Source organism: Thalassospira lucentensis, from assembly GCF_011806425.1.
Taxonomy (GTDB): Bacteria; Pseudomonadota; Alphaproteobacteria; order Rhodospirillales; family Thalassospiraceae; genus Thalassospira; species Thalassospira lucentensis_B.
Window position 1 is genome coordinate 158,166 of the sequence record NZ_JAATOV010000004.1, and the last position, 23,574, is coordinate 181,739.

Annotated in this window: 20 protein-coding genes and 2 tRNA genes; 8 read left to right on the forward strand and 14 right to left on the reverse strand. The window is 51.6% G+C overall.

Going from position 1 to position 23,574, the window contains the following annotated elements; genetic code table 11:
• Positions 1-3 precede the first annotated feature (3 nt).
• The 5 genes from HCZ99_RS14255 to HCZ99_RS14275 all read right to left on the reverse strand — a co-directional run bounded on the left by HCZ99_RS14255 (position 4) and on the right by HCZ99_RS14275 (position 4,920).
• The gene (locus HCZ99_RS14255; protein WP_167447852.1) at positions 4-879 is read right to left on the reverse strand and encodes a glycine--tRNA ligase subunit alpha; all 876 of its coding nucleotides are present in this window, start codon (positions 877-879) and stop codon (positions 4-6) included.
• A 270-nt stretch (positions 880-1,149) separates the two neighbouring features.
• Complete coding sequence (locus HCZ99_RS14260) at positions 1,150-1,644, reverse strand: hypothetical protein (RefSeq protein ID WP_167447679.1); 495 nt, start codon at positions 1,642-1,644, stop codon at positions 1,150-1,152.
• Positions 1,613-3,301, reverse strand: coding sequence for a methyl-accepting chemotaxis protein (locus HCZ99_RS14265; protein WP_167447680.1), 1,689 nt, complete (start codon positions 3,299-3,301; stop codon positions 1,613-1,615). The genes HCZ99_RS14260 and HCZ99_RS14265 overlap by 32 nt, the downstream gene beginning before the upstream one ends.
• A 481-nt stretch (positions 3,302-3,782) precedes the next feature.
• Positions 3,783-4,565 carry a tRNA1(Val) (adenine(37)-N6)-methyltransferase gene (locus HCZ99_RS14270; protein WP_167447681.1) on the reverse strand — a complete coding sequence of 261 codons (783 nt, stop codon included), beginning with the start codon at positions 4,563-4,565 and terminating at the stop codon, positions 3,783-3,785.
• Between the two features lie 88 nt (positions 4,566-4,653).
• Positions 4,654-4,920, reverse strand: coding sequence for a putative signal transducing protein (locus HCZ99_RS14275; RefSeq protein ID WP_167447682.1), 267 nt, complete (start codon positions 4,918-4,920; stop codon positions 4,654-4,656).
• Between the two features lie 304 nt (positions 4,921-5,224).
• Here HCZ99_RS14275 and HCZ99_RS14280 point away from each other — a divergent pair, with 304 nt between their 5' ends.
• The 6 genes from HCZ99_RS14280 to HCZ99_RS14305 all read left to right on the forward strand — a co-directional run bounded on the left by HCZ99_RS14280 (position 5,225) and on the right by HCZ99_RS14305 (position 10,425).
• Positions 5,225-6,235 (forward strand): polyprenyl synthetase family protein, encoded by a 1,011-nt coding sequence (locus HCZ99_RS14280; protein WP_167447683.1) that lies wholly within the window; start codon positions 5,225-5,227, stop codon positions 6,233-6,235.
• 112 nt (positions 6,236-6,347) lie between these two features.
• A tRNA-Pro gene (locus HCZ99_RS14285) sits at positions 6,348-6,424 on the forward strand.
• A 201-nt stretch (positions 6,425-6,625) separates the two neighbouring features.
• Positions 6,626-6,702 (forward strand) — tRNA-Pro (locus HCZ99_RS14290).
• 553 nt (positions 6,703-7,255) lie between these two features.
• A complete protein-coding gene (locus HCZ99_RS14295) occupies positions 7,256-8,317 on the forward strand; it encodes a TRAP transporter substrate-binding protein (RefSeq protein ID WP_167447684.1) in 1,062 nt (353 codons plus the stop codon).
• A gap of 110 nt (positions 8,318-8,427) precedes the next feature.
• Complete coding sequence (locus HCZ99_RS14300; protein ID WP_167447685.1) at positions 8,428-9,012, forward strand: TRAP transporter small permease subunit; 585 nt, start codon at positions 8,428-8,430, stop codon at positions 9,010-9,012.
• A 21-nt stretch (positions 9,013-9,033) separates the two neighbouring features.
• Positions 9,034-10,425 carry a TRAP transporter large permease gene (locus HCZ99_RS14305; RefSeq protein WP_167447686.1) on the forward strand — a complete coding sequence of 464 codons (1,392 nt, stop codon included), beginning with the start codon at positions 9,034-9,036 and terminating at the stop codon, positions 10,423-10,425.
• A gap of 168 nt (positions 10,426-10,593) precedes the next feature.
• Here the strand turns inward: HCZ99_RS14305 and HCZ99_RS14310 are convergent, their stop codons facing one another.
• The gene (locus HCZ99_RS14310) at positions 10,594-11,730 is read right to left on the reverse strand and encodes a DUF2336 domain-containing protein (protein ID WP_167447687.1); all 1,137 of its coding nucleotides are present in this window, start codon (positions 11,728-11,730) and stop codon (positions 10,594-10,596) included.
• A 448-nt stretch (positions 11,731-12,178) separates the two neighbouring features.
• On the opposite strand from HCZ99_RS14310, the gene HCZ99_RS14315 reads away from it, so the two are divergent.
• Complete coding sequence (locus HCZ99_RS14315; RefSeq protein ID WP_167447688.1) at positions 12,179-12,577, forward strand: c-type cytochrome; 399 nt, start codon at positions 12,179-12,181, stop codon at positions 12,575-12,577.
• Between the two features lie 90 nt (positions 12,578-12,667).
• Here HCZ99_RS14315 and HCZ99_RS14320 read toward each other — a convergent pair whose 3' ends face one another.
• From HCZ99_RS14320 to HCZ99_RS14355, 8 genes are all read right to left on the reverse strand, one after another.
• Positions 12,668-13,408 (reverse strand): DUF6969 family protein, encoded by a 741-nt coding sequence (locus HCZ99_RS14320; protein ID WP_167447689.1) that lies wholly within the window; start codon positions 13,406-13,408, stop codon positions 12,668-12,670.
• Positions 13,409-13,611: 203 nt separating this feature from the next.
• The gene (locus tag HCZ99_RS14325; protein WP_167447690.1) at positions 13,612-14,484 is read right to left on the reverse strand and encodes a formylglycine-generating enzyme family protein; all 873 of its coding nucleotides are present in this window, start codon (positions 14,482-14,484) and stop codon (positions 13,612-13,614) included.
• 207 nt (positions 14,485-14,691) lie between these two features.
• Entirely contained in the window at positions 14,692-15,102 is a 411-nt protein-coding gene (locus HCZ99_RS14330; protein WP_167447691.1) for a hypothetical protein, read from the reverse strand.
• Between the two features lie 117 nt (positions 15,103-15,219).
• Positions 15,220-15,648, reverse strand: coding sequence for a universal stress protein (locus tag HCZ99_RS14335; protein WP_167447692.1), 429 nt, complete (start codon positions 15,646-15,648; stop codon positions 15,220-15,222).
• A gap of 14 nt (positions 15,649-15,662) precedes the next feature.
• Positions 15,663-18,266, reverse strand: a complete 2,604-nt coding sequence (locus HCZ99_RS14340; protein WP_167447693.1) for a TRAP transporter permease — start codon at positions 18,264-18,266, stop codon at positions 15,663-15,665.
• Positions 18,267-18,464: 198 nt separating this feature from the next.
• Positions 18,465-19,442: a TAXI family TRAP transporter solute-binding subunit gene (locus HCZ99_RS14345; protein WP_167447694.1), complete on the reverse strand. Its 978-nt coding sequence runs from the start codon at positions 19,440-19,442 to the stop codon at positions 18,465-18,467.
• A 207-nt stretch (positions 19,443-19,649) separates the two neighbouring features.
• Positions 19,650-20,480 (reverse strand): 3-keto-5-aminohexanoate cleavage protein, encoded by an 831-nt coding sequence (locus HCZ99_RS14350; RefSeq protein WP_167447695.1) that lies wholly within the window; start codon positions 20,478-20,480, stop codon positions 19,650-19,652.
• Positions 20,477-21,853 (reverse strand): aspartate aminotransferase family protein, encoded by a 1,377-nt coding sequence (locus HCZ99_RS14355; protein ID WP_167447696.1) that lies wholly within the window; start codon positions 21,851-21,853, stop codon positions 20,477-20,479. Before HCZ99_RS14355 ends, HCZ99_RS14350 begins: the two co-directional genes overlap by 4 nt.
• Before the next feature lie 571 nt (positions 21,854-22,424).
• On the opposite strand from HCZ99_RS14355, the gene HCZ99_RS14360 reads away from it, so the two are divergent.
• On the forward strand, positions 22,425-23,561 hold the full coding sequence (locus HCZ99_RS14360; protein WP_167447697.1) for a response regulator: 1,137 nt from the start codon (positions 22,425-22,427) through the stop codon (positions 23,559-23,561).
• Positions 23,562-23,574: the final 13 nt, after the last annotated feature.

The following is a 23,574-nucleotide window of genomic DNA, read 5'->3' on the forward strand; positions in this document are numbered from 1 at the left end:
AACTTATGCCTCCTCTTTCAGATGGCCGCGTGATCGCAACCACGCCTCGCAGCAGGACTTCGACATGTCACGAACACGACCGATATAGGCCGCACGTTCGGTCACGGAAATCACACCGCGCGCATCAAGAAGGTTAAAGATATGGCTGGCTTTCATTGCCTGCTCGTAAGCTGGCAGCGCCAAACCACGTTCGATGTTTACGCTGCATTCTGCTTGGGCGTCCTTGAAGTGCTGGAACAGCATATCGGTGTTGGCAACTTCAAAGTTATAGGTCGATTGTTCGATTTCGTTTTGAAGGAACACATCGCCATAGGTCACGCCCTTGCCGTTATAATCAAGGTCATAGACGTTTTCGACACCCTGAATATACATCGCAAGACGTTCGATCCCGTAGGTCAGCTCGACCGGGACCGGGTTGCATTCAAACCCGCCAACTTGCTGGAAATACGTGAACTGGGTGACTTCCATCCCATCAAGCCAAACTTCCCAGCCAAGTCCCCATGCGCCAAGGGTCGGACTTTCCCAGTCATCCTCGACAAAGCGGATGTCGTGGGCCATTGGATCAATACCCAGATGCTTAAGCGAGCCAAGATACAATTCCTGTGAATTGCTTGGCGATGGCTTCATGATCACCTGGAACTGGTAATAGTGCTGCAGACGGTTGGGGTTTTCACCGTACCGACCGTCAGTCGGACGACGTGATGGCTGCACATAGGCGGCATTCCAGCTTTCCGGGCCGAGCGCGCGCAAAGTTGTCGCGGTGTGGAAGGTACCGGCACCGACTTCCAAGTCATAAGGCTGAAGGATGACACATCCTTGATCAGCCCAATAGCTTTGCAGTCGTAGAATAATTTCCTGGAATGAAGGGGGACGTTGCAACCCGTCGAGCGCCATTGCGCAAACTCACTCTTACTGTTGTCTGTAAATTAGAGCGGCAAGCTACCGCCCTGCCCCGTCGCGGTCAAGGACGCAAAAGCCCTGAGATGCCCGTAATTTGCAACCCTTGCATCACGGCCCATGACAGAATGCCGCATCGCAACATCATAGTTCCGCCATCTGGTGCAGATTTTCAAACGAAATCGACGTGCTTTGACACAAAGTCGAACAGACGCATTTACTGCAAAGGCCAAGACATAGGGATGGTTGAGCTCAGAGATTCTGAGGCAAAACAAGCGTCTCAGCTTTCAGGGCAAATTGATCGGGATTAAACGTCGCAGCGATGCGCATCGCCCTCGGCATGGTAAACGCCGCATTTGGGGCACTTTTCCATTTCCTGGGCCACGGTCTTTGGCTGGCTTTGTTTGGTATGTCGGGTTTGCTTTGGCTGCTGATTTTCAGACATCTGTTTGAAGCGGTTAAATAGCTTGAAACCTTGCCAGACAACGACAATGACCAAAGCGGTAAAGAGAATTTTCGAAAAGCTGAGCATGTCCGTTCCCAAAGCGCAAAGAATCTGGCGGCATCGCGCAACCAGAAGGCCCTTATATTAAACTCTTTCCGATTTAGAAACCGGGCAATGGCAAAAAGGCACGCATCAAGGTTTATCGGCTTTAAAGCAAAAAAGCCGCCCAGTTTCCCGGACGGCTTTAGATATTTGCAAAAGGCGCTTTGATTATGCGCTTTTAACGCCTTGAAGAAACGCACTTACAATATCGCGCATTTTCTCAGCTTCATGCGACAGCTCAGACGATGCCTGCAGCACGTCACGTGCAACACCGCCGGCACTTTGAACCGCACCGGTCACCTGATGGATGTTTTCATTCACATCTTCGGTGCCTTTGGCTGCTTCGTCCACGTTGCGCGCGATCTCGCCCGTGGCAACCTGCTGTTCTTCAACGGCTGCTGCGATACTGCTTGAGATCTCGTTGATTTTTTCAATGATCTCAGCAATTGAGGCAATGGCGCTAACAGCTTCGTCTGTTGCAGCACGTGTTGCTGCGATCTGTTCGCCAATGTCAGCCGTCGCACGCGAAGTCTGGCTGGCGAGGTTTTTAACTTCGCTGGCGACAACAGCAAAGCCTTTGCCGGCTTCGCCCGCACGTGCGGCCTCGATGGTGGCATTCAGCGCCAGAAGGTTGGTTTGACCAGCAATATCTTCGATCAAATTGACAACTTCGCCGATCTTGGCCGATGCTTCCTGCAAATTACCAACAACTTGGCCGGTATGACCTGCACGTTCGACCGCTTCTTTAGATACAGCAGCTGCTTGCGACACATCCTGTGCAATCTGACGGATCGAGGCGGAAAGCTCCTCCGCCGACGATGCGACAGTCTGAACATTACCAGCAGCCTGGGTTGCGGCCGATGCCACAGCCGATGACTGCGAGGTTGCTTGCTCAGCAGATGCCGAAAGTGTCGAGGCATTTGCCTGAAGTTCCGTCGCGGCAGATGCCACGGCCGAAATTGTCGCACCTGCGTTGATGTCAAACTCGCGCGTCAGATTTTCAATACGCTCAGTACGCTCGTTACGCTCGGCAGTGTTTTTGGCTTCGACGGCGGCCAAACGATCTGCTTCGATCATGTTATCGCGGAAGACCTGAACAGCTTCGGCCATGTTGCCGATTTCATCACCGCGACCGACACCGGGGATTTCAACCGTTTTGTTACCACCTGCAAGGCTTTCCATCGTATCGGTCATATCGCGAATAGGACGCGCAATCAGACGTGACAGTCCCCACGAAAATACAATCGTCAGCACAGCCACAAGCACACCAACCGCAATCACCATTTTGGTCGCCAACGCAAACTCTTGGTCACCGCGGAACGATGCCGCTTGTCCGCCAGCCTCGTTGATGGTGATCAAGTCACCAAGCAACTGGCGCATTTCGGTATTAACGGATGATGCCTCGCCCAGCATGATGGCACGGGCTTGTTCAGTGTCGTTCTTCTCAGAGAACGCCAAAGCACGTTCCCAAAGAGCCTTATTCTGCCCGATCAGCTTTTTTACGCGTGACCATTTGCTGCGTTCTTCATCGGTCGAGATCAGCATTTCATAACGCTGCACTTCAGCAGACTGCTGCATCATACGTTCGTCAATAAGCTGCTCACGGCGATCCATCTCAGACTTTTCGCTTGAGAGGATGTGGCCCAACCCCAAGAGCCGGATAATATTCGAAGACGTGCTGATTTCATTTAGCGCACGGATGCTGGGCATCCAGACTTCGTTGATTTCAGAAGACGTTTCGTTAATCGTATTCATTTTCACAATGGAAAATGTACTTGCGATAACGTTCACAATCAGCATTGCACCGAATGCGAATATAAGCTTATTAGATATTTTTAAATTAGACAAAGCGCCCATTATTCACCCCAAAATAAAGCAAAATTCATTTGCTATTTTAGCAGTCAAAGATTCTTGGACTTTACGATTACAAAAACTCGCCCAAAATCTATTCTGCCAAAAGAAGTCCCTGCACCATCAGAAACGAGAACTTCCGTATCAAGTGGATGATTTTTATTCAACACTTATAGGTATGCGTTCTATGCAACTAAGATAATCAAAACAAAAAATGATTTTTACCTGAGATATTTGAAATAAATACAAAAATAATACTTTAAGTTAAGAGTGACATTATATAATCAATCCCCGATTAAAGCGGAAGCCAATCGCGTGCATTAAATGCACCGACACAGCCATAATTATATGGCTGTATTAAATCGGGAATTTTCGTTGGAATACTTTGGGAAACGCCAAGCCGCACGCGACCTGGGATCGCAAATCACCCTCGCTTGGCAAGCATTTTAGAAAACCGGACAAAATAATTTGCGAAGGGGCCTAAAATCTAAAGCGGAAGGTAGGTCGGCTTACGTAACATGTCTTCGATATCAGGTAAGAAAGCCCCGGCTTCATCATGCAAAACGATCCCACGGCGCATTGATAACGGCGAAGCCACCCCTTTGCGGGCAGAAACAATTACACGCAGTGGCGTAGATGCGCTTTCTTTGCTCCAAATCGGGAAAACAGTCATGTCGCCCGCCCGCCCATGCAACATCCCAATAATGCGATCAAGATGATCGGCGCGATGAATGAGTGTGATACGCCCCTTTGGCCGGACCATTTTCAAACAAAAGCCAATCCAGTCTTTCAGATCGGCACTGCCTTCCTGATGGGCTTTTGCCCGGCTTTCATTTGCGGGCGGCGTACCCCCGGCATAGTAAGGCGGGTTTGAAATCACCTGATCAAAGCTTTCGGCCTGAAGCCCAATATTGCGATCATTGATATCGCCGTGAATAGGTGTAACACGACCAACCAAATCGTTTTCCACGACATTGCGGCAATAGAGTGCAAACAAATCGTCTTGAAGCTCAATCCCCGTCACGTCGGCATTTTCAAGACGCCGCGCAACGCAGAGACCGGCCGACCCAACAGCCGCACCGACATCCAAGATCTTTTGATCGCGCCTGGAATTGATCGAAACCGATGCCGCAAGCAGCACCGCATCCACCGCCGCCCGGTATCCATCAACCGGCTGCTTTAAGGTCACCGCCCCACCCAGCAAGAAATCGTGACTGATCCGGTCTTCGGGAAAGTCAGGAACCTCAAATGATGTAAGCGCGCGTGTCATCAGGCGTCTCTATGTGCGTTAGATTTTCTTTTGTCTGGGACTTTAAGGAAGCCTTGTTCAGTTCCTTAAACACCTCGGGCCACAAATATTACTCGGACGTCAGCTCGTCCTTTTCATCTTTTGCGTCTTGGGCTGCGTTATGGGCATCAAGTTCGCGTCTGGCAATATCAAGAATGTATTTCGCACGACTTTCCTCTGCGCTGTCGACCATCAAGCGCCTTGGCAGCGCACCGATTGATCCATCAAGGATGCTGGCGTGATAATCAAAGATGTGGCTTGAAATGCCTTCGTCCTCCAGCACCGATTGTGCCCAGCTTAATTCAATCGGGTCGTTGCTGCGAAACAGTTCGATCATTTAGCGTTTCCCCTTAATGTTCTGAAATATTTTGGTCAATTGGCAGGTTGCGCGGTGGGTTACCAGGACGGTTTGCGATCTAGTATCCATATCATACGTATATTAATGTGGTGACCAATTGCGGGTGATTTAACAATTTCACCCCAAAGACCGCCATTTATCTGGGATTGCACCTTTTGCATCACAGCATTTGTTCACTTGACCGGTATGCCCTTGGCTATCTATGTTGAGGCCGCCTGAAGTTATTTGCAATCTTCGCTATATACAGGCCGCGAAGATGCCATAGAAAAAGTCGGAATACAGCGTGACCAATACCGCACCGCAGACAAAGCCTCAGCCGAGCCTTGATTCACTGGTTCACCTTGTTGACGCCGATATGAAACGCGTCAATCAGGTCATCATTGATAATATGCACAGCGAAGTTGCGCTGATCCCCCAATTGGCGTCTCATCTTGTTGCCGCGGGTGGCAAGCGTATGCGCCCGATGCTGACACTGGCATCCGCCCAGCTTTGCGGTTATGGCGATGGCTCAGATTCAGTTAATCTCGCAGCCTGCGTTGAGTTCATTCACACCGCAACACTGTTACATGATGATGTGGTTGATGAAAGCCAGCTGCGCCGTGGGCAGGCATCTGCCAATGCGCTGTTTGGCAACGAAGCCAGCGTTCTGGTCGGCGACTTCCTGTTTGCCCGTGCCTTTGTTGTCATGGTCAAAACCGGTTCGCTTCGCGTTCTTGATATTCTGGCCCAAGCATCCGCTGTGATTGCCGAGGGTGAAGTTCTTCAGCTGTCGACGGCCAATGACATGGCAACCAGCGAAGAAGCCTATCTTGAAGTCATCACAGCCAAAACCGCCGCCCTGTTTGGGGCCGCGTCGCAAATTGGTGCGGTAATTGCCAATCGTTCCGCCGAAGACGAAGAAGCCCTGCGTCTTTATGGTATTTATCTTGGCACGGCTTTCCAGCTGATTGATGACATTCTGGATTACTCGGCCCATCAGGCAACACTTGGCAAAACAGTTGGCGATGATTTCCGCGATGGTAAAGTGACCCTTCCGGTGATTATTTCCTATGCCAAGGGCGATGACGACGAAAAAGCCTTCTGGCGTCGCTGCATGGAAGATCAGAACTTTGAAGATGGCGACCTTGACCGTGCACAACAGCTGATCCGCAAACATGATGCGCTTGAAGCGTCGATGAACCGTGCGCGTGAATATGGCCAGATGGCCATTGAAACCCTGACCCGCTTTGAAGATGGTGCGATCAAAGACGCCATGATCGAAGCGGTCGAGTTCTGCATTTCGCGTCCTTACTAACCCGACCAAGTAACACGTATTTTCCTAATTTATGCCGGGGTTCGCCGTGCATGGGGCAAAAATATCTTGCGTCATGCGCAAGAAACCATTATCACCCGGCTTCGCAGAATGACGGAGCGTAGCTCAGCCTGGTAGAGCACTGTCTTCGGGAGGCAGGGGTCGGAGGTTCGAATCCTCTCGCTCCGACCATCATTCAAAGGCCCTGAAACGATCCGTCGTTTCAGGGCCTTTTGCGTTTGGAATGATCGCAAAACAACAGCTTTTGGGTGATCTTGATTTGCGGTCGGGCAACCCTGTGCTGAATGTTGGCGATTTGCAAAATTTTTCGCCCGAAACGGCTTGATTACACTTGATCCGCGCCAAAAGAAGAGCTAAACCTCCCGCCACTGACGGAGCGTAGCTCAGCCTGGTAGAGCACTGTCTTCGGGAGGCAGGGGTCGGAGGTTCGAATCCTCTCGCTCCGACCATCAGTCGGGCGGTCCTTTTTTTAAAGGATCGCCCGTTTTCATTTTGGCGTACTGCCACGCAAAACAGCCTTCCCCGTTCCATAAACGCAAGCCCCCTTAAAACACAGATGCTTTGACCTGTTCGTCGCATGAGCAAACCGCATGCTCATAGACCAGCGATCCCTCATCAACATCGTCACGACCACCATCGGTGTGCCAAATGGCACGTTTGCCCTACTCAAAAGGCAACCTTCCGGCAAAAAAATTTTGTAAACGGCGAGGATTGTTGAACTTTTAAGGATAGGACCAAGTTGCAGCCTAAGCATTTGAATAAATACGCATTATCGTGCGTAAATTCTGGTTTCATTAATGGGTGCAAACCATTTTTCGACCAACTTATGAGATATTTTATTGCGCTGCGCGCGAAACAAACTTGCCCATAGTTGCGGATTACGCTTATTCTTTGCCCTGCAACATCAAAATCGGCGGAAAACCGCACCAATAATAACAGCAAAACGCGGTGGCCCGCTTTACGTGGTATTACCAATTTCGGACTTCTTAGGGAGGAAGACGAATGAGTTTTTCTAAACTGTTAAAGTCGGCAACCTGTGTCGCGGTTCTTGCGGCGGCAGCATTTTCGGCTGCTCCGTCTGATGCGAACGCGCAAGAACGCGTGCGTTGGAAAATGGGTTCGACCTATCCGGGCAGCCTGACCCAGCTTGGGACGCTGGGCAAACGTGTTGACGACAAAATCGACGAGGTTTCCGGCGGCAATATTAAGATCAAATTCTACGAGCCGGGCGCACTTGTGCCTGCCCTAGAAGTATTTGATGCGGTTTCCACTGGTTCCATTGATGCAGCCTTTTCCACCCCGGGCTACTGGGCAGGTAAAGTTCCGGCTCTTCAGCTTTTTGGCGCAGTACCGTTTGGGCCCCAAGCAGGCGAATACCTTGCGTGGGTTAAATTTGGCGGCGGTCAGGAAATCTTTGACCGGCTCTATGCGGAACATGGAATCAAGTCGCTGTTCTGCGGGCTGATCGCGCCAGAGGCTTCTGGTTGGTTTTCCAAGGAAATCAATTCGGTTGATGACCTCAAGGGCCTAAAAATGCGCTTCTTTGGTCTTGGCGCCAAAGTGATGGAAAAACTTGGTGTTTCCACCCAGCTTCTGTCAGCGGGCGATATCTATCCAGCGCTTGAGCTGGGCACCATTGATGCGACCGAATTTTCCATGCCGGCGATCGATCTGAAACTTGGGTTCTATCAGGTTGCCAAATACTATTACTTCCCTGGTTGGCATCAGCAGTCGACCTTCTTTGATCTGATGATGAACAAAGAAAAATGGGATGCACTTTCTGATACCCAGCGCGCACAGATTGAATCTGTTTGTAACGACAACCTTGCATACGGTTTTGCAGAAGGTGAAGCGATACAGTTCGCGGCCCTGAAAGAACTTCAGGAAAAAGGCGTGAATATCAAAAAGTGGTCGCCAGAAATGCTCGATGCAATGCGGGGTGCTTGGGAAGAAGTGGCAGGTGAACTTTCAAGCCAGGATGCAGACTTCAAAGAAGCCTATGACAGTTTGCAGTCGTTCCGCGCAGATTACAAAATCTGGAAAGACATCGGCTATCTTGATTAATCCAACGGTCTGAGAGACTGCCTTCGCAGTCCATAAAAACAAGTCACGGCAAGGCCGGGTCCGCATGCCCCGGCCTTGCCAGTGAAGGAAAAGACCTGGGAGACTTTTCTATGGAAGCGCTACTGAAAGTAAGTGACGGCATTGATGCCATCGTCACGCGTATTGGCAAATGGGCGTCGCTGCTTGCGATCCCGCTGATGCTGACCATCATTTATGACGTCATCCAACGCAAGTTTGGCGGTCAGGGATCGATCAAGCTGCAGGAACTTGAATGGCACCTGCATACGGGCCTGTTTATGCTGTGCTTTGGGTTTGGCTATATTCGCGATTCTCATGTCCGCATCGAACTGATCCGCGACAACCTTCGCCCCCGCACACGTGCAATTGTCGAAATGATTGGCGGCATTGTTTGTGTTCTGCCGTTCTGCGCCTTGGTGCTGTATTTCGGTTTTGATTTTGTCGCACGTTCTTTTGACGCCCACGAGGTATCTGCCTCGACCACCGGCTTGACCCATCGTTGGATCATCAAGTCGACCATCCCTATCGGCTTTGGCCTTCTCGCCATGGCGGGGCTTTCAGTCTTTTTGAAATGCTTCGTCTTTGTCTTTGGACCAACCGATCTGCATAAGCGTGCAGGTTATTACGTTGGCACCCACCACGCAGACCTTGGCGAAGTTGCCAAGATCGAAGACTAAGCCGAACAGGGATACCTCCAAATGGATAACTTCTATATCGAAGACTGGTTTCCGCTGTTCATGTTTGCCTGTATCGGCATCTTTGTGTTCACGGGGCTTCCGGTCGCCTTTGTTATTGCGGGCATCGGGATTGGCTTTGGCTTTCTTGGCATTGCCTATGATGTTTTCTCGTTTATTGAATTCTTCAACATCGTTTCGCGCATCTGGGGTGGCATCGCCGAAAACATGGTGATGGTTGCTGTGCCGATGTTTATTTACATGGGCACGATGCTTGAAAAAAGCGGTGTCGCCGAAGACCTTCTCGAATGCCTGAATATGCTTCTGCGCAAGGTTCCAGGTGGCTTGGCCCTGTCGGTAACCTTGATGGGAACCATCATGGCCGCGACCACAGGGATCATCGGTGCGTCGGTTGTGATGATGACGCTTCTGGCCTTGCCGGTGATGCTGCGGCGTAATTACGACCCGTCGCTTGCGACCGGGACGATTGCCGCATCGGGCACCCTTGGCATCCTGATACCACCATCCATCATGCTGGTTCTGATGTCTGATTTGTTGTCGGTTTCTGTCGGCAATCTGTTTTTGGCGTCGATCTTGCCAGGCCTGCTTTTGGCAAGTCTTTACACGGTCTATATCTTTGTACGTTGTCAGCTAAACCCGTCGCTTGCACCGCCCCTGCCAGAGGGCGAGGCTGTTCACGGCAAAGACCTTTTGATGATGATGCTCAAAAGCTTCCTGCCGCCGGTGTTTTTGATTGTGCTGGTGCTGGGTTCCATTTTTGCGGGCTTTGCCACCCCGACGGAGGCCGCTGGCGTGGGTGCCGTTGGTGCGACCTTCCTTGCATTCGTGAAAGGGCGTCTGAAATGGCCGGTTCTTAAGGATGTTTGCGAACGGTCTGCGCTGACCGGGGCGATGCTGTTCTTCCTGTTTGCCGGGGCAACCGTCTTTTCCTATGTGTTCCGATCCCTTGGCGGGGATGACCTTGTCATTGATCTTGTCGAAAGTGCCGGCCTTGGATCGTGGGGCGTTTTGCTGCTTCTGATGCTGATCGTCTTTATTCTTGGCTTCTTCTTTGACTGGGTTGAAATCACCCTGATTGTTCTGCCGATCTTTGCACCGGTTATCGCCCAGCTTGATTTTGGACATCATCTTGATGTCGGCGGATTGGGTGCAACCGAAACGCAGGTTCTGACATGGTTTGCGGTCCTTGTGGCGGTTAACTTGCAAACAAGCTTCTTAACCCCGCCCTTTGGCTTTGCCCTCTTTTACCTTAAGGGCGTCGCGCCAAAATCGATTTCCATTCAACAGATCTACAAAGGCATCATTCCCTTTGTGCTGTTGCAGGTCATCGGATTGATTCTGGTAATGGCCTTCCCGGAAATTGCACTCTGGATGCCCAACACCCTCTTGGAATAGGCACCCTACACCGAAAAATTTGAAAACAAGGCGCTGCTTGATGCAGCGCCTTGTTCGTATCTCGCCCATCCCACCTTCAATCCCTAAACCCCAAACACACAAAAGCCGCCCAAAAGGCGGCTTTCACTAAATAACCTAGTGTCTTGCTCGTGCGACAGCGTCAGTACATTACTGGTGCATTGCCCGTTCGCTGGGCAGTTGCAACATCCGGCCCATCAGGTAGTCGACATCATCGGAATCGAATTCGACACCCAGATCACCATATTGGGTCAGAACACGTTCGATCATGCGACGCGAATAACGCTCTTTGTCTTGCTCCCCACCGTCAAAGCCGGTTTCGCGCGCAACTTCCATGGCAGCACGAACCCCCGGGAAGAAATGTTCTGGCAGGCCAGCCTTGTTGTAGATCGCTTCAAGCCCGAAAGCACCGCTGTCATGGATGAGGATGCGGGTGTTAATCAGCGACACACCGGCACGGCGGGCAACGGCTGCCTCAAAGAATGAAAGATCGCCCATGCAAAGGGCGCGCAGGATCAGGCCACTTGTCAGACGGTTGTTGGCATAAAGATGTTCGACCAACAGTTCGACATCCCGGTCTTCAGAGCCTTCGCCCAAAAGGCCGATGGTGGCACTTTCCTGTGACTGGGTCATCACCGCATTTACAATCCCCTCTGGGATGTGGCCGCGGGAAATAAGCTCTGAGCGCATCCGTTCAGACACAAGCGTCACCAAACGTTCCGCAATCGTGATCGGCAGCTGATTGCGCTCAATCATCGGTTTTTGGATGCGTTCGTTATCGCCGAATTCTTGGACAACCTTTTGCAAGGAGACTTCACTGATTTGCGCACCAGCATTCGACACCAGATCAACCATCACGTCTTCATGGCCGATATCGACAAGGGTCGCAGAAACGACTTCTGATACGTGGGCGCGCGACGCAATGGCGCGCTGCTTTTCGACACTGTCGGCATTGTCGCCAATGATCTCGACCAGATCAGAATCGTTTAGAACTTCGGAAAACTTCAAGACCGGCAGGGCAACGTCATCAACGTCGCGCGCCAAAGTCGCGACAACGTCATGCGGGACAAGCGGTGTTTGCTGCAGGTTTTTGGCCAGCGCCTTGCGCACGCGGACTTCGGCATCGCGGATCATCAAGCGGAAGATATCTTCGGCCAAGACACGTTCACTGTCAGACAGCGTGTCTGTTGAAAATTCACGACTGATCTTGTCGGCCGTATCCGCGCGGTTAGCCCCCGACGGATCCTGAACCAGCTTACTCAGATCTTCTTTGGTGATACGCGGCAATAGATATCTCCTGGCACGCTTACCGAATGTCGTTCATCCAACCGTCCAACATTATACGCGAGGCGGAGTTTCGACAAACTATAATTTCCCCGAAATCTGTGCAAATACCCGATAATCAACGCTCTAGCCTGATCTCACGCCCTTTTGAAAAGCCCCCAAAACGGTATGGCTTCCTCTAAAATGCGTACAGATCAGGTTCTTTAACGCCGCAAACGACAGCGAATCTAGTGTCAAAATTCCCAGTTATTGGTTTCAGAAAATTGACTAAACTCAAATCGCTTGCGTTCTGTATGTGTTAAATGTCGTGACGATTTTTAAAATCTCAACAGCACGGTTGTATTTTTTAAGCACAATGTTCCGCACTGTTGACATGACGGTTCCTCAACAGGATGCTCGTCTTCGAAGACGTAATCCCGGTAAACGGGAATGAACAAAGAGAGGCCAAATAATGTCACTTTCCCGCAAAATTGCATTCGCTGCCACGTCGCTGATCATTCTTTCTACTGCCCCGGCAATGGCCGGCGACGCAGCAAAAGGTGAAAAACTTTTCAAACGCTGTGCTGCCTGCCACAGCCTTGATGCTGGCGTAAACAAAGTTGGGCCAAGCCTTGCCGGCGTTATTGGCCGCCAATGCGGTTCTGCAGAAGGCTTCAAATACGGCAAAGGATACAAAGCAGCCTGTGAAAAGGGCTTTGTCGCCGATGAAGCATTCCTGACAGACTACTTGAAAGACCCTTCTGCTAAACTCAGCGAGATTGCCGGTTCCAAGCAGCGTTCCAAAATGGCTTTCAAGCTGAAGAAAGACGAAGACATCGCGGACGTGATCGAGTTTCTTGAAACGAAATAATTCGACGAGTTCGTTTATTGAACGCAAAAGGCCGATGCACAAACGCATCGACCTTTTGTTTTTTCAGCAATATTGTTCAATCCGGTCAGATTAAGCTGCGTCGCGCCTGCGCCCAAGCTCGGTCCCGATTTCACGCATTTGCTGGGCAACTGAGATGTCTTGGGTTGAGGTGACCTCAAGATCGCGGTCTTCGTAAACGTCGCGATCAGGATGTTCTTTCTGCCATGATGCAACGGCTGCGTCGCGCCGACGGATGAGTTCTTCGATCTGCGGGCGGTACAGGATCATCATACCCGATATCCAGCGGTTCACGGGCCAAGATGGCTGCGCATGATCGATGATGAAATGATCAAGCATCGCTGCAACGTCTCCACCGTCATACCAAACCTCGCCGGTGACCCAGCGATTGGTGGTAAACAGGCGCTGACAAAATCCAAACTCGTCCATCGAAAAAGCCACCAGATGCGACAACGCATCATTTGGGCCTTCGGGATATTCAAAACCGTCTATCTGTTTGGGCTTAATGCCATCTGGCATACCGCGCGGACGCATGAAGCTATGGAAATGGCCATGCTCATCCCAGGCGCGCCGTTCTTCCTTTGGGTGGGCGTGGTAATAGAACTGCGCATGGGATTGGCGATCATAAACATCGCCTTCGGGGTAATGCGTCCATTCATAGAACGTGCCGCCTGTTTTGATCAGCTCGCCAACGATATTGTCGCCGGTTGCTGTCAAAACCCGGTGGCATTCCATAACATCACGTCCGGCAGCCAACATTTTTTCAAGTTGCTTTGTCGGAACGGACGTCCAGTCGATTTCGATATCATTCATCTTGGCACCAGTGTCGTTACGATCCGCTTGATAGCTCCGCAAGGTGCGGAAATATCGCGATTCTGACCCCACAGGCCAATCAATCACGTTCAACAGATAGTGCGTTCTGCGTATTGCGCAACAATTGCAATTCGAGATATCCCGGCTTTACACCGACGATCAGACGAATAATTGCGCATTCCCATCAGCGGAACAATTCAAATTCAATCTCGGTACATCACCCGAAAACCGATCAGAATATGGCGCAAATGTTCGGGCCGGGCATGGCGGGCAGCCGGACGACACACACCGCAACCACGATCATCCCACGAACCGCCTTTTACGAACCGATAGCCTGCCTGACCAGATGTTGATGTCCATTCAAACACCTGCCCGACCCCATCCAAAAGCCCAAATGGCCCCGGCCCATACTGTCCAACCGGCGTTGTATCAAAGGGCCCGTGATCACCACTATTTAAGCGATCCGCATCAAAAATATTGCCCCACGGATAAAATAATCCGTCTTCACCGCGCACGGCCTTTTCCCAATAGAGTTCGCTGGGCAATGCCCAATTTTTATCGGTCTTTTTACGAAGCCATCCGATATAGGCCTGCACGTCTTGCCAGGATACGAGTACAACCGGATGGTTTCCACGTCCTCGCGGTGGGATGCCATTTTTCCAAATAAAGGGCAGGATGCTTTCATAATTATAAATCAGACCCTGGCGATCCCATTCATCCTTGCTGATATCTGGCGCGGGGTAGTCCGTGTCCTTGATAAACAACGCGTAATCGTCGTTGGTCACCGGTGTCTTGGAGATATGGTAAGACAACAGATGGACGCGCCATTTATCCGTCTCGATATCGTACCAGCGGTTGCGCCGACTGATGTCATGGCCGTAGACCTGTTCATCGATATCGTAGGCATATTTGCGTTCAACATGATCAGATCCCTGCCAGAACCAGCCCGCCGGGATTTCCACGGTTGATGGTCCTGCAATCGCCCCGGATTGCGCAAAAGCCGCATCTGACAACGTCCAAAAGCACGCCACAGCAAAAATCTTTTGCAAAATTGCAGATGTGACGCGGTTTCTCATCAGTCGTTTCCGTTTTGCCGAAGGGTATCCTCACGGTTTAGTTAACCGTGCGCGGGGGCCTTTTTACCTCATTAGAAGATTATGAACATGCTTAAATTTGATCTGTTTTCAATCGACTTGGAAACGTCATCCGGCGTTCGGCCTTATGACCGACCAAAACCAGGGCGTTTAACCGCCATATGTTAAATGCTTTCTCACACGCATCTTTCACACAACAGTGAAACCATGTGACGCCGCCTCTGAGATGATTTGATCCATAGTCATGCCGACATCAAGACGCCTTCGTGTAAGCGTCCATTCAAATAACAGCATCCTCAGAGGGGCCACTATCATGACCAAGAAATCAACCCGCCTTACGCAGCACGCAATGATCCCAGCACTTGCGATGGGGGCGAGCATCGCGCTTGCAAGCCCGATGGCAATGGCCGCACCGCTGCCCGCGCCGACCACCGAAGTTGCAAGCTGCACCGCAAATCCGTGTGCCGCGAACCCGTGCGCAGCCAACCCATGTGCGGCAAATCCCTGTGCTGCAAAAAAGGCTGTTAATCCCTGCAGCCCGTGTGCTGCCAATCCTTGCGCTGCATCGAACCCATGTGCTGCAAATCCTTGTGCGGCCAACCCGTGTGCCGCGAAATAGCCCCACCCCAATCAAGGATTGGGAATAACAAAGGGGCGGTGCATTTGCACCGCCCCTTCTTTGTAAATCGAGATAGCTACCGAAAGGATAGATTGCGTTTAATCGCGCACAACCATCACTGAACAATCAGCATGGCGGACAACACGCGCCGCGTTCGGACCCAAAAGATAATCTTTGAGTTCCGGACGGTGCGCACCAATCACGATTAGATCGCATTTGGTTTTCGTCGCCATTTTCAGAATGACTTCGTAAACCGTCCCCTGGCCGATAATATGCTGGACTTTGATATCGGATGGAATGTGTTCGGTGACAAACGCATGCAGTCGTTCGTTATAGGCATCAAGAACCTTGCTCTCATAGCCTTTTGGGAAAAACTGCCCGACCATCGACATTCCAACCGTTGGCACCACGGTTAAGACATGAAGACGCGCGCCGAAGCTTTGCGCCTGCTTGATCGCAACCGGAACCGCCTTTTTCCAAGACGATTCATGATCAAGATCGACGGTAACCAGAATATCCTTGTACATTTATCTGGCCCTCCTTAAGCCGCTTCTTGCGCCAATTCGACGCGACGACGACGGCGTTGCAGAATGATGATCCCGGCCAGCAACAAGAATGCCGGGATGTAGAAGACCTCTTTGGGCATGCGGCTGGCTTCAACCTTGATCGCGGTGATTTCAAAATCGAAATCAATCCCCGCCTTCTCGGCCGGACCACCAAACACCAGATCATCAACAAAGACTTTTCCGTCTTCATTGCGCACAGCAAAACCGGCGTTATACAGACGATCTTCACCGGATGCTTCGGGCCCCAAAGGCAGCATCACCGATTTGGTGACTTCTTCGCCTTCAAGGTTAATCCCTTCAACATCGATAAGGATGCTGGTGTCGGCTGGCATTTCTGCTGCTTTTTCGACGATTTCCGTCGCAGGAAGGTTTTCATAAGGCGGCTCAATCATATCAAGCCAGAAACCCGGACGGAACAAGGTGAACGCGATCAGAAGAAGGGCAGCACTTTCCCAAAGTTTTGATCTAGCAAAGAAATAGCCCTGCGTTGCGGCCGCAAAAATCAGCATGGCAATTGTCGATATGACAATGACCATCACCACATCCAGTGGATGATCCAGTCCAATCATCAAAAGTTGCGTGTTGAACAGGAACAGGAACGGCAGAACGGCTGTGCGCATCGAATAGAAGAAGGCCACAAAACCGGTCCGCATTGGATCGGCCCCCGATATTGCCGCTGCGGCAAAGGACGCCAAGCCCACTGGCGGGGTCACATCTGCCATGATCCCGAAATAGAACACGAACAGATGAACCGCGATCAGCGGCACAATCAGGCCGTTTTCGGCACCAAGTTCGACAATCACCGGCGCCATCAGGCTTGAAACCACGATATAGTTGGCCGTGGTTGGCAGACCCATGCCAAGGATCAGGCTGATCACCGCTGTAAAGACCAGGATCAGCATCAAGTTGCCGCCCGAAATCAATTCAACGAATTCAACCATCACCTGACCGATCCCGGTCAATGACACCGTGCCTACAATGATGCCCGCCGCAGCGGTTGCAACACCAATACCAATCATGTTGCGCGCACCGGTCGCAAAACCGTCCACGACATCAATGAAACCGGCACGCAGTTCGGAAATGTAGTCAGGTTGCTTGCGGAAGAACGCCTTAATCGGGCGCTGGGTCAGCATGATGAAAATCATCAGAACCGTGGCCCAAAAGGCCGACAGTCCGGGTGATTTCAGCTCGATCATCAAGAACCAGACCAGAACCACAACCGGCAGCAAATAATGCAAACCGGCCTTTGCGGTTTCCCCGAGTTCCGGCAGCTTGACCACCGGCTGATTGGGATCATCAAGTTCAAGATCAGGGAACTTCGCCGCGTAATACAAACCAGCAAAATAGACCACCGCACATTCGACAGCCACGATCCACCCGGTCGCATCACCGAACAATTGTTTCTGGAACGTGATCGCATAATAGATCACCCCAGCCAGAACAATTAGTGACAGAACGAAAAGCACTGAGCGCATCAACGTCTGACCAAGCGTCGAGCTATGAAGCTTTGGCAGGCCTTTCATATTGGCCTTAAGGGCCTCAAGATGGACGATGTAAATCAGCGCGATATAGGAAATCGTTGCTGGCAAGAATGCGTGTTTGATGACTTCGGGGTACGGAATGCCGACATATTCGACCATCAAGAAAGCCGCAGCCCCCATGACCGGCGGCATGATCTGACCATTGACCGAGGATGCAACTTCAACTGCACCGGCCTTCTCGCCCGAGAAACCAACACGTTTCATCAGAGGAATTGTAAAGGTCCCGGTGGTCACCACGTTGGCAATCGAGGAGCCAGAAATCAAACCAGTCATGGCCGATGACAAAACGGCTGCCTTTGCCGGGCCACCGCGCATGTGACCAAGGGCGGCGAACGCCACCTTGATGAAATAGTTGCCAGCCCCGGCCTTATCGAGCAACGCGCCAAACAAAACGAACAGGAAGACAAAGCTCGTCGAAACGCCGAGTGCGATACCAAAGACGCCTTCGGTGGTGATCCACTGATGCGACATCGCCTTAGAGAAACTTGCCCCTGCCCATTGCAAGACATCAGGCACCCAGGCCGCATTGCCAAAGAAGACATAGGCCAAAAACAGCAAAGCAACGCACATCAAGGGCGGGCCAAGGGCACGGCGGGTTGCTTCAAGCAGCAACACCAAACCAATGCCTGAGACGACCAAATCCTGCGTAATTGGCAGGCCCGGACGCGATGATAACTCGCGATAAAACAGATAGATATAAAGCGCACAAAATGCGGCGACGGCTGCCAAAATCCAATCGATTATCGGGATATAGGAGCGCGGCGAATTTTTGAACGCTGGATAGGCCATGAAGGCCAGAAATACAGCAAAGGCCAAATGGATCGAACGGGCTTCGGTCGAGTTGAAGACACCAAAATTCACCATGTAAGGCAGCGGCGAAGCCAGCCACAGCTGGAACAACGACCAACCCACGGCAACATACAGCAAAATATGTGCTGTTAAGCCGGTTGGCTGGCGCGCACCTGTATCGTTTTCCGCGATCAGATCCTGAAGATCCTTATCAGATGCGCGGTGGTTCGCGTTATTAACGTCGGTCATTAAGAAAACTCCCGGTCTGAGCAAAGATTTTTGTTCTGGTGTGCAGAATCAAAAAATCTCCGTCGACACACACCCGGTCACCTACGGAGTACATCAGTGCCCAATATTGGCACCGCTTTTATTCAATTTTTAAATGTACCCGCTGGGCGAAAGAAAGAAAAACGGGGGACAAAATCATGTCCCCCGTTCCTGCCTGAATTACATCAGGCCTGCTTCTTTGTAGTATTTGACTGCGCCGTCATGCAGCGGAGCTGACAGACCGTCTTTGATCATTTCTTCTTTTTTGAGAATGCCAAAAGCCGGGTGCAGTTTTTTGAAATCGTCGAAGTTGTCAAAGACAGCTTTGACAACATGGTAAACGATATCAGCATCGGTTTTGGTCGAGGACACGAAGGTCGCACCAACACCGAAGGTTTTTACGTCGTCAGGATTGCCGCGATACATGCCGCCCGGAATGGTGGCAACACGGTAATACGGGTTGTCAGCAACCAGTTTGTCGATTTCCGGACCAGCAACTTCGACCAGAACGGAATCACACGATGATACAGCTTCCTGGATCGACCCAGACGGGTGACCAACGACATACAGCATCGCGTCAATTTTGTTATCGCAAAGCGCCTGTGACTGCTCAGCAGGCTTCAGTTCAGAAGCCAGTGCGAAATCGTCAAGGGTCCAGCCTTTGGCGTTCATGACGATTTCCATGGTGTCACGGCTGCCCGAACCCGGGTTACCGATATTCACACGTTTGCCTTTGAGGTCGTCAAAGGTTTTGATGCCGGCATCTGCACGGGCAACAATCGTGAACGGCTCAGGATGGATCGAGAAAACAGCGCGCAATTCAGGGAACGGACCAACGTCCTTGAAGGCTTTTTCGCCGTGCAGGGCATAGTACTGCACGTCAGACTGGGCGACACCAAGGTCAAGTTCACCCGCGCGAATGGTGTTGATGTTGTAGGACGAACCACCCGTGGACTCGACCGAGCAACGAATGCCGTGCTCTTTGCGGTCTTTGTTAACCAGACGGCAGATCGCGCCACCAGTTGGGTAATAAACGCCCGTGACACCACCCGTACCGATCGTGATGAAACGGTTTTCCTGTGCCGACGCCGGACCGGCGAAGAGCGAGGCACCTGCAATCGCAGCAATTGCGCCCGCAACAGCAATAAGTTTTTTCATTAGGAATAGCTCCCTTGTACACCCTATTATTACGCATTCAACCATTCCGCGTGGAACAGCCAAATCACATGGAAACATCAGATAAATCAGATGTTTCACGTACGGGATTATAGGTATCGGTCACCCGATTGAAAAGCCCATAACGCCCGAAACCTCAGGATAGGCATTAACTTTTTTTGGCCGATTTTGCCAGTGGAGAAACATTCTCTACCACACTGGCTGCATAATCTTTTTGGCTTGGGCGCCGGTCGCGGCGTGTCGCCCCATCAGACGACCACCTTCACGCGCCTGAGCGATAAGTTCAGCATTATGCGCAGCAGGCGATCCGTCAACCAAAAGATGATTATTTTCAAATCCGATGCGCGCATGACCACCCAAACCAGCCCCAGTCAGGATGCAGGCATTTTCAAATCCGCCAAACGCACACAGCATCCATTCCGATATATACTGACTGGTTCCCATAAACCCCAATAGATCAGCGGGATCAGAAACTTGGCCGTCGGTATATCGGCCCAAGACGAACAAAACCGGGAATTTTTGCCCCGCAAGCACACCTGTTTCGACAAGCTGATTGAACCGGGCAACATCACTTGGCGCGTAGAAAATGAATTGCGGGCCAATGTCGGCTTCGCGCATGAAGGCAAAAAATGATTTCAACTGATCAAAGTTTGCATCATCCGGGGCGATTTCACGGATGGCAATCGAAACGGCCTCAGGCTGAAGTTCCCGGATCATGTTCATTTGATCATCGGCCGAATACATTCCGACAGCCTCGGTCGTGACCTGCAGCAGCATATCATCGCCAACAGATGCGCGGACTTCGGTCAGCATTTCACGATAGCGCCCAACATCCAGACTGTGTTTTTGCAGATCATCACGAACATGTAGATGCATCATTGCCGCACCGGCCTGTTGGCATTTACGCGCAGTTTCGGCAACTTCGGCCGGTGTGATCGGGATATTGGGCAAATCGGCCTTGGTCTTGCGCGCGCCATTGGGGGCGGCGGCAATCAAAAACGGTGCTTGGCCGTATGTCATGATGCCAATCCTTCGGCGGCAAATACGTCATCAAGGGCGATTGCGAACAGATCAACGATCTGGGCGATGTCATCTTCGGTAACAATAAAAGCCGGTGCAAACAAGACGTGATCCCCGCGCACCCCATCAATCGTGCCGCCCATCGGATAAGCCATAAGCCCGCGTTCAAAGGCCGTTTTTTTTATCTTGGCATGGATTTTTAGACTGGGGTCAAACGGCGCCTTGGTTTCGCGATCTGCCACCAATTCGACTGCACGAAACAACCCACGCCCGCGAATATCCCCCACAAACGGATGGGAGCCAAGTTTCGCGCGCAAGCCATCGGCAAGGTTTTCGCCCTGCGTGACCACATTGGTCAAAAGGTCGCGGTCACGGATGGCACGCTGGGTTGCCAATGCCGCGGCACAGGCGGTTGCGTGGCCTTGATAGGTATGGCCATGCTGGAAAAATCCCGATCCATTGGCAATCGCATCATTGATTTTCTGTGACACCAACACTGCGCCAATCGGCTGATACCCAGCCCCAAGCCCCTTGGCGATGGTTTGAAGATCGCCTGCGATGCCTTCTTGGTCAATCGCATGCAGCGTGCCGGTGCGGCCCATGCCACACATGACCTCATCCAAAATCAGCAGCACACCATATTGATCGCAAATCTCGCGCACGCGTTTGAAGTATCCCGGTACAGGTGCCAACGCCCCTGCCGTCGCCCCGACAACCGGTTCTGCGATAAACGCGGCAACGTTTTGCGGCCCCAATTCAAGGATGGCGATTTCTAGCTCGTTGGCAACCCGCAAGCCATATTCAACATCACTTTCACCATCGCGTTGATCGCGATATGGATACACAGGCGAAATATGGGTGGCTGCGATCAAAAGGGGCTCGAACTGTTTGCGCCGCCACATATTCCCCCCGACCGACAGTGCCCCCAACGTATTGCCGTGATAGGATTGCTTGCGGGCAATCACGTATTTCCGATCAGGTTGCCCGATTTCCAGAAAATACTGACGCGCCATTTTAAGGGCGGCTTCGGTCGCCTCAGACCCGCCCGACACGAAATAGACTTTATCAATTCCAGCTGGGGCATGCGCGACCAAATCATCGGCAAGTTCTTCCATCGGATCCGATGAAAAGAACCCGGAATGGGCATAGGCAATCTGATCGATCTGGGCATGCATGGCCGCACGCACATCGGGATCGGAATGGCCAAGGCACGAAACCGCTGCCCCGCCGCAGGCATCAAGGTAGCTTTTGCCCGTTTCATCAAAGATATAAATCCCCTCCCCCCGGACCGCGCGCGGCGGCGTGGCGATACTGCTGCGATGAAGGACATGGGTTTTGGCTTTTGGTGCGGAAACAGTTTGCGACGTTTTCATGATCAGGGGTTCCGTGTGGAGGTGGTCTCTTCGACATATGTGTCAAAGGCCGCAAGTTGTTTTTCTGCTGTGACTATCCGCTGCAGGGCCTTTTGCCCACCGCGCGCGACCAGCACAGCAACAAGCGCGTGAGATGGTACTTGGTGGCACATCGGCCTCACGGGCAAGGGCGCGCATGGACCGCAGGGCAACATCTTTGGGATGATCAAGAATATAGCGCGCCGCTTTCTGCATCTAAGGGCTTAAGGTCGCATAATCAGACATCAGTTTTTCGCGCAAATCCGCATGAAGTCCCATCGGTCAAGCACCTTTGTTCAAACGATCAGACAATTACGCCACAAGCCAAAACCTTCCCCAACAGTTGTTTCATTTAATACAAATTTTGAAACAATTGTTTTGAAGTTCTATTCCGTCGTGACAGGAAGCTTCGCCGCTGCATCCGTTAAAAAATATGGACTTATTAGAAAAATCTGTAACAATGAAATGAATGAAAATGAAACCTATGTGTTTCATAAAATAAGACGACTAAGCTCTTGGTATGGGGATGGGCACCGACTCGATAAGGTGACCTATGACGGATCAAATCATCGAAGCCCTTGCGAAAACGCAAGCCGGCATCGCATTGTTCGATGCCGAAGAACGCATTGTATATGCCAATCCCGCGTGGGAGCAGCTGATTACTGGTGTGGCTGAAGAAGACCTTTTGTTTAACGAGACAGAATTGCCCGATGGGGCGATGATTTCTGTTTGTATTGTCAAACCCCAGTCGTCAGCCCCGCAATCCATCCCCCTGAATACTTCCGCCAATGACAGCAAGATCGGCACCGTCATTATTGCCGATGACAGCGAAAGCAACCGTCTGGTTGCGCGCCGGATTTTGCAGGCAGAAGGATACAACATCGTCGAAGCCAGCAACGGGCAAACCGTTTTGAACATTCTGCGTCGGGGTGTCACCGCCGACTTGATCTTGATGGATGTGGAAATGCCCGACATGGATGGGCTTCATACCACCCGGCGCATTCGCCATATGCCGGGGCCGGTTGCCCATACCCCAATCATTGCCTTATCGGCCCATCAATCACGCGACTGGAATGTGATTGCGCGGCAATCTGGCGTGGACGGTTTCATCAACAAACCCATTCAGCGCGTTCCGTTGCTCGACACCATTCAAAACCTGATCGCGCGTGCCCCAAAGAGTGAGAAAAAGGACGCTGTCAATTTCGAACAAAGCCCCCCGACACCGTCCATTACTTCATCCCAGCCGCCTTCATCAAAATCCGAACGCAGCAAAAGTGCGCGCCTTGGCAAGCGACTGCAGGCCGAAACGCCAAACAGCCCGGTCCTTGATATTCGGGTACTTGAACAGCTTTATCAGGATGCCGGGGATGACGGGGCGCGGTGTGGAATTGACCTTTTCATCACCGAAACGCAATCACGGCTGGTTAAAATCGACACCGCACTTTCAGAAGAAGACTTATCAAGTGTTCGCAAAGAAGTGCATGTCCTTAAAAGCACCTCTGCGACCTTTGGCCTGCGGCAGTTGTCGGAGCTATGTGGGACCACCCAGTCTATTTTCGACGAAGATGACATGGACGAAGGACACCTTATTGCGCTGTCGCGTCAGGTCGTTCAACTGGCCCCAACAGCACTCACTGCGTTGAACCTGTATCGGCGATCGCGTAGCTTTGCAGGCGATGCTCATGCGTAATGGATGCGTTATT

Coding starts and splice junctions, on each gene's coding strand:
- HCZ99_RS14355 (WP_167447696.1), bottom strand. CDS start 21,853: ATGAAAACGTCGCAAACTGTTTCCGCACCAAAAGCCAAAACCCATGTC.
- HCZ99_RS14320 (WP_167447689.1), bottom strand. CDS start 13,408: ATGAATGATATCGAAATCGACTGGACGTCCGTTCCGACAAAGCAACTT.
- HCZ99_RS14345 (WP_167447694.1), bottom strand. CDS start 19,442: ATGAAAAAACTTATTGCTGTTGCGGGCGCAATTGCTGCGATTGCAGGT.
- HCZ99_RS14360 (WP_167447697.1), top strand. CDS start 22,425: ATGACGGATCAAATCATCGAAGCCCTTGCGAAAACGCAAGCCGGCATC.
- HCZ99_RS14325 (WP_167447690.1), bottom strand. CDS start 14,484: ATGAGAAACCGCGTCACATCTGCAATTTTGCAAAAGATTTTTGCTGTG.
- HCZ99_RS14295 (WP_167447684.1), top strand. CDS start 7,256: ATGAGTTTTTCTAAACTGTTAAAGTCGGCAACCTGTGTCGCGGTTCTT.
- HCZ99_RS14305 (WP_167447686.1), top strand. CDS start 9,034: ATGGATAACTTCTATATCGAAGACTGGTTTCCGCTGTTCATGTTTGCC.
- HCZ99_RS14340 (WP_167447693.1), bottom strand. CDS start 18,266: ATGACCGACGTTAATAACGCGAACCACCGCGCATCTGATAAGGATCTT.
- HCZ99_RS14335 (WP_167447692.1), bottom strand. CDS start 15,648: ATGTACAAGGATATTCTGGTTACCGTCGATCTTGATCATGAATCGTCT.
- HCZ99_RS14275 (WP_167447682.1), bottom strand. CDS start 4,920: ATGATCGAACTGTTTCGCAGCAACGACCCGATTGAATTAAGCTGGGCA.
- HCZ99_RS14265 (WP_167447680.1), bottom strand. CDS start 3,301: ATGGGCGCTTTGTCTAATTTAAAAATATCTAATAAGCTTATATTCGCA.
- HCZ99_RS14350 (WP_167447695.1), bottom strand. CDS start 20,480: ATGACATACGGCCAAGCACCGTTTTTGATTGCCGCCGCCCCCAATGGC.
- HCZ99_RS14270 (WP_167447681.1), bottom strand. CDS start 4,565: ATGACACGCGCGCTTACATCATTTGAGGTTCCTGACTTTCCCGAAGAC.
- HCZ99_RS14300 (WP_167447685.1), top strand. CDS start 8,428: ATGGAAGCGCTACTGAAAGTAAGTGACGGCATTGATGCCATCGTCACG.
- HCZ99_RS14315 (WP_167447688.1), top strand. CDS start 12,179: ATGTCACTTTCCCGCAAAATTGCATTCGCTGCCACGTCGCTGATCATT.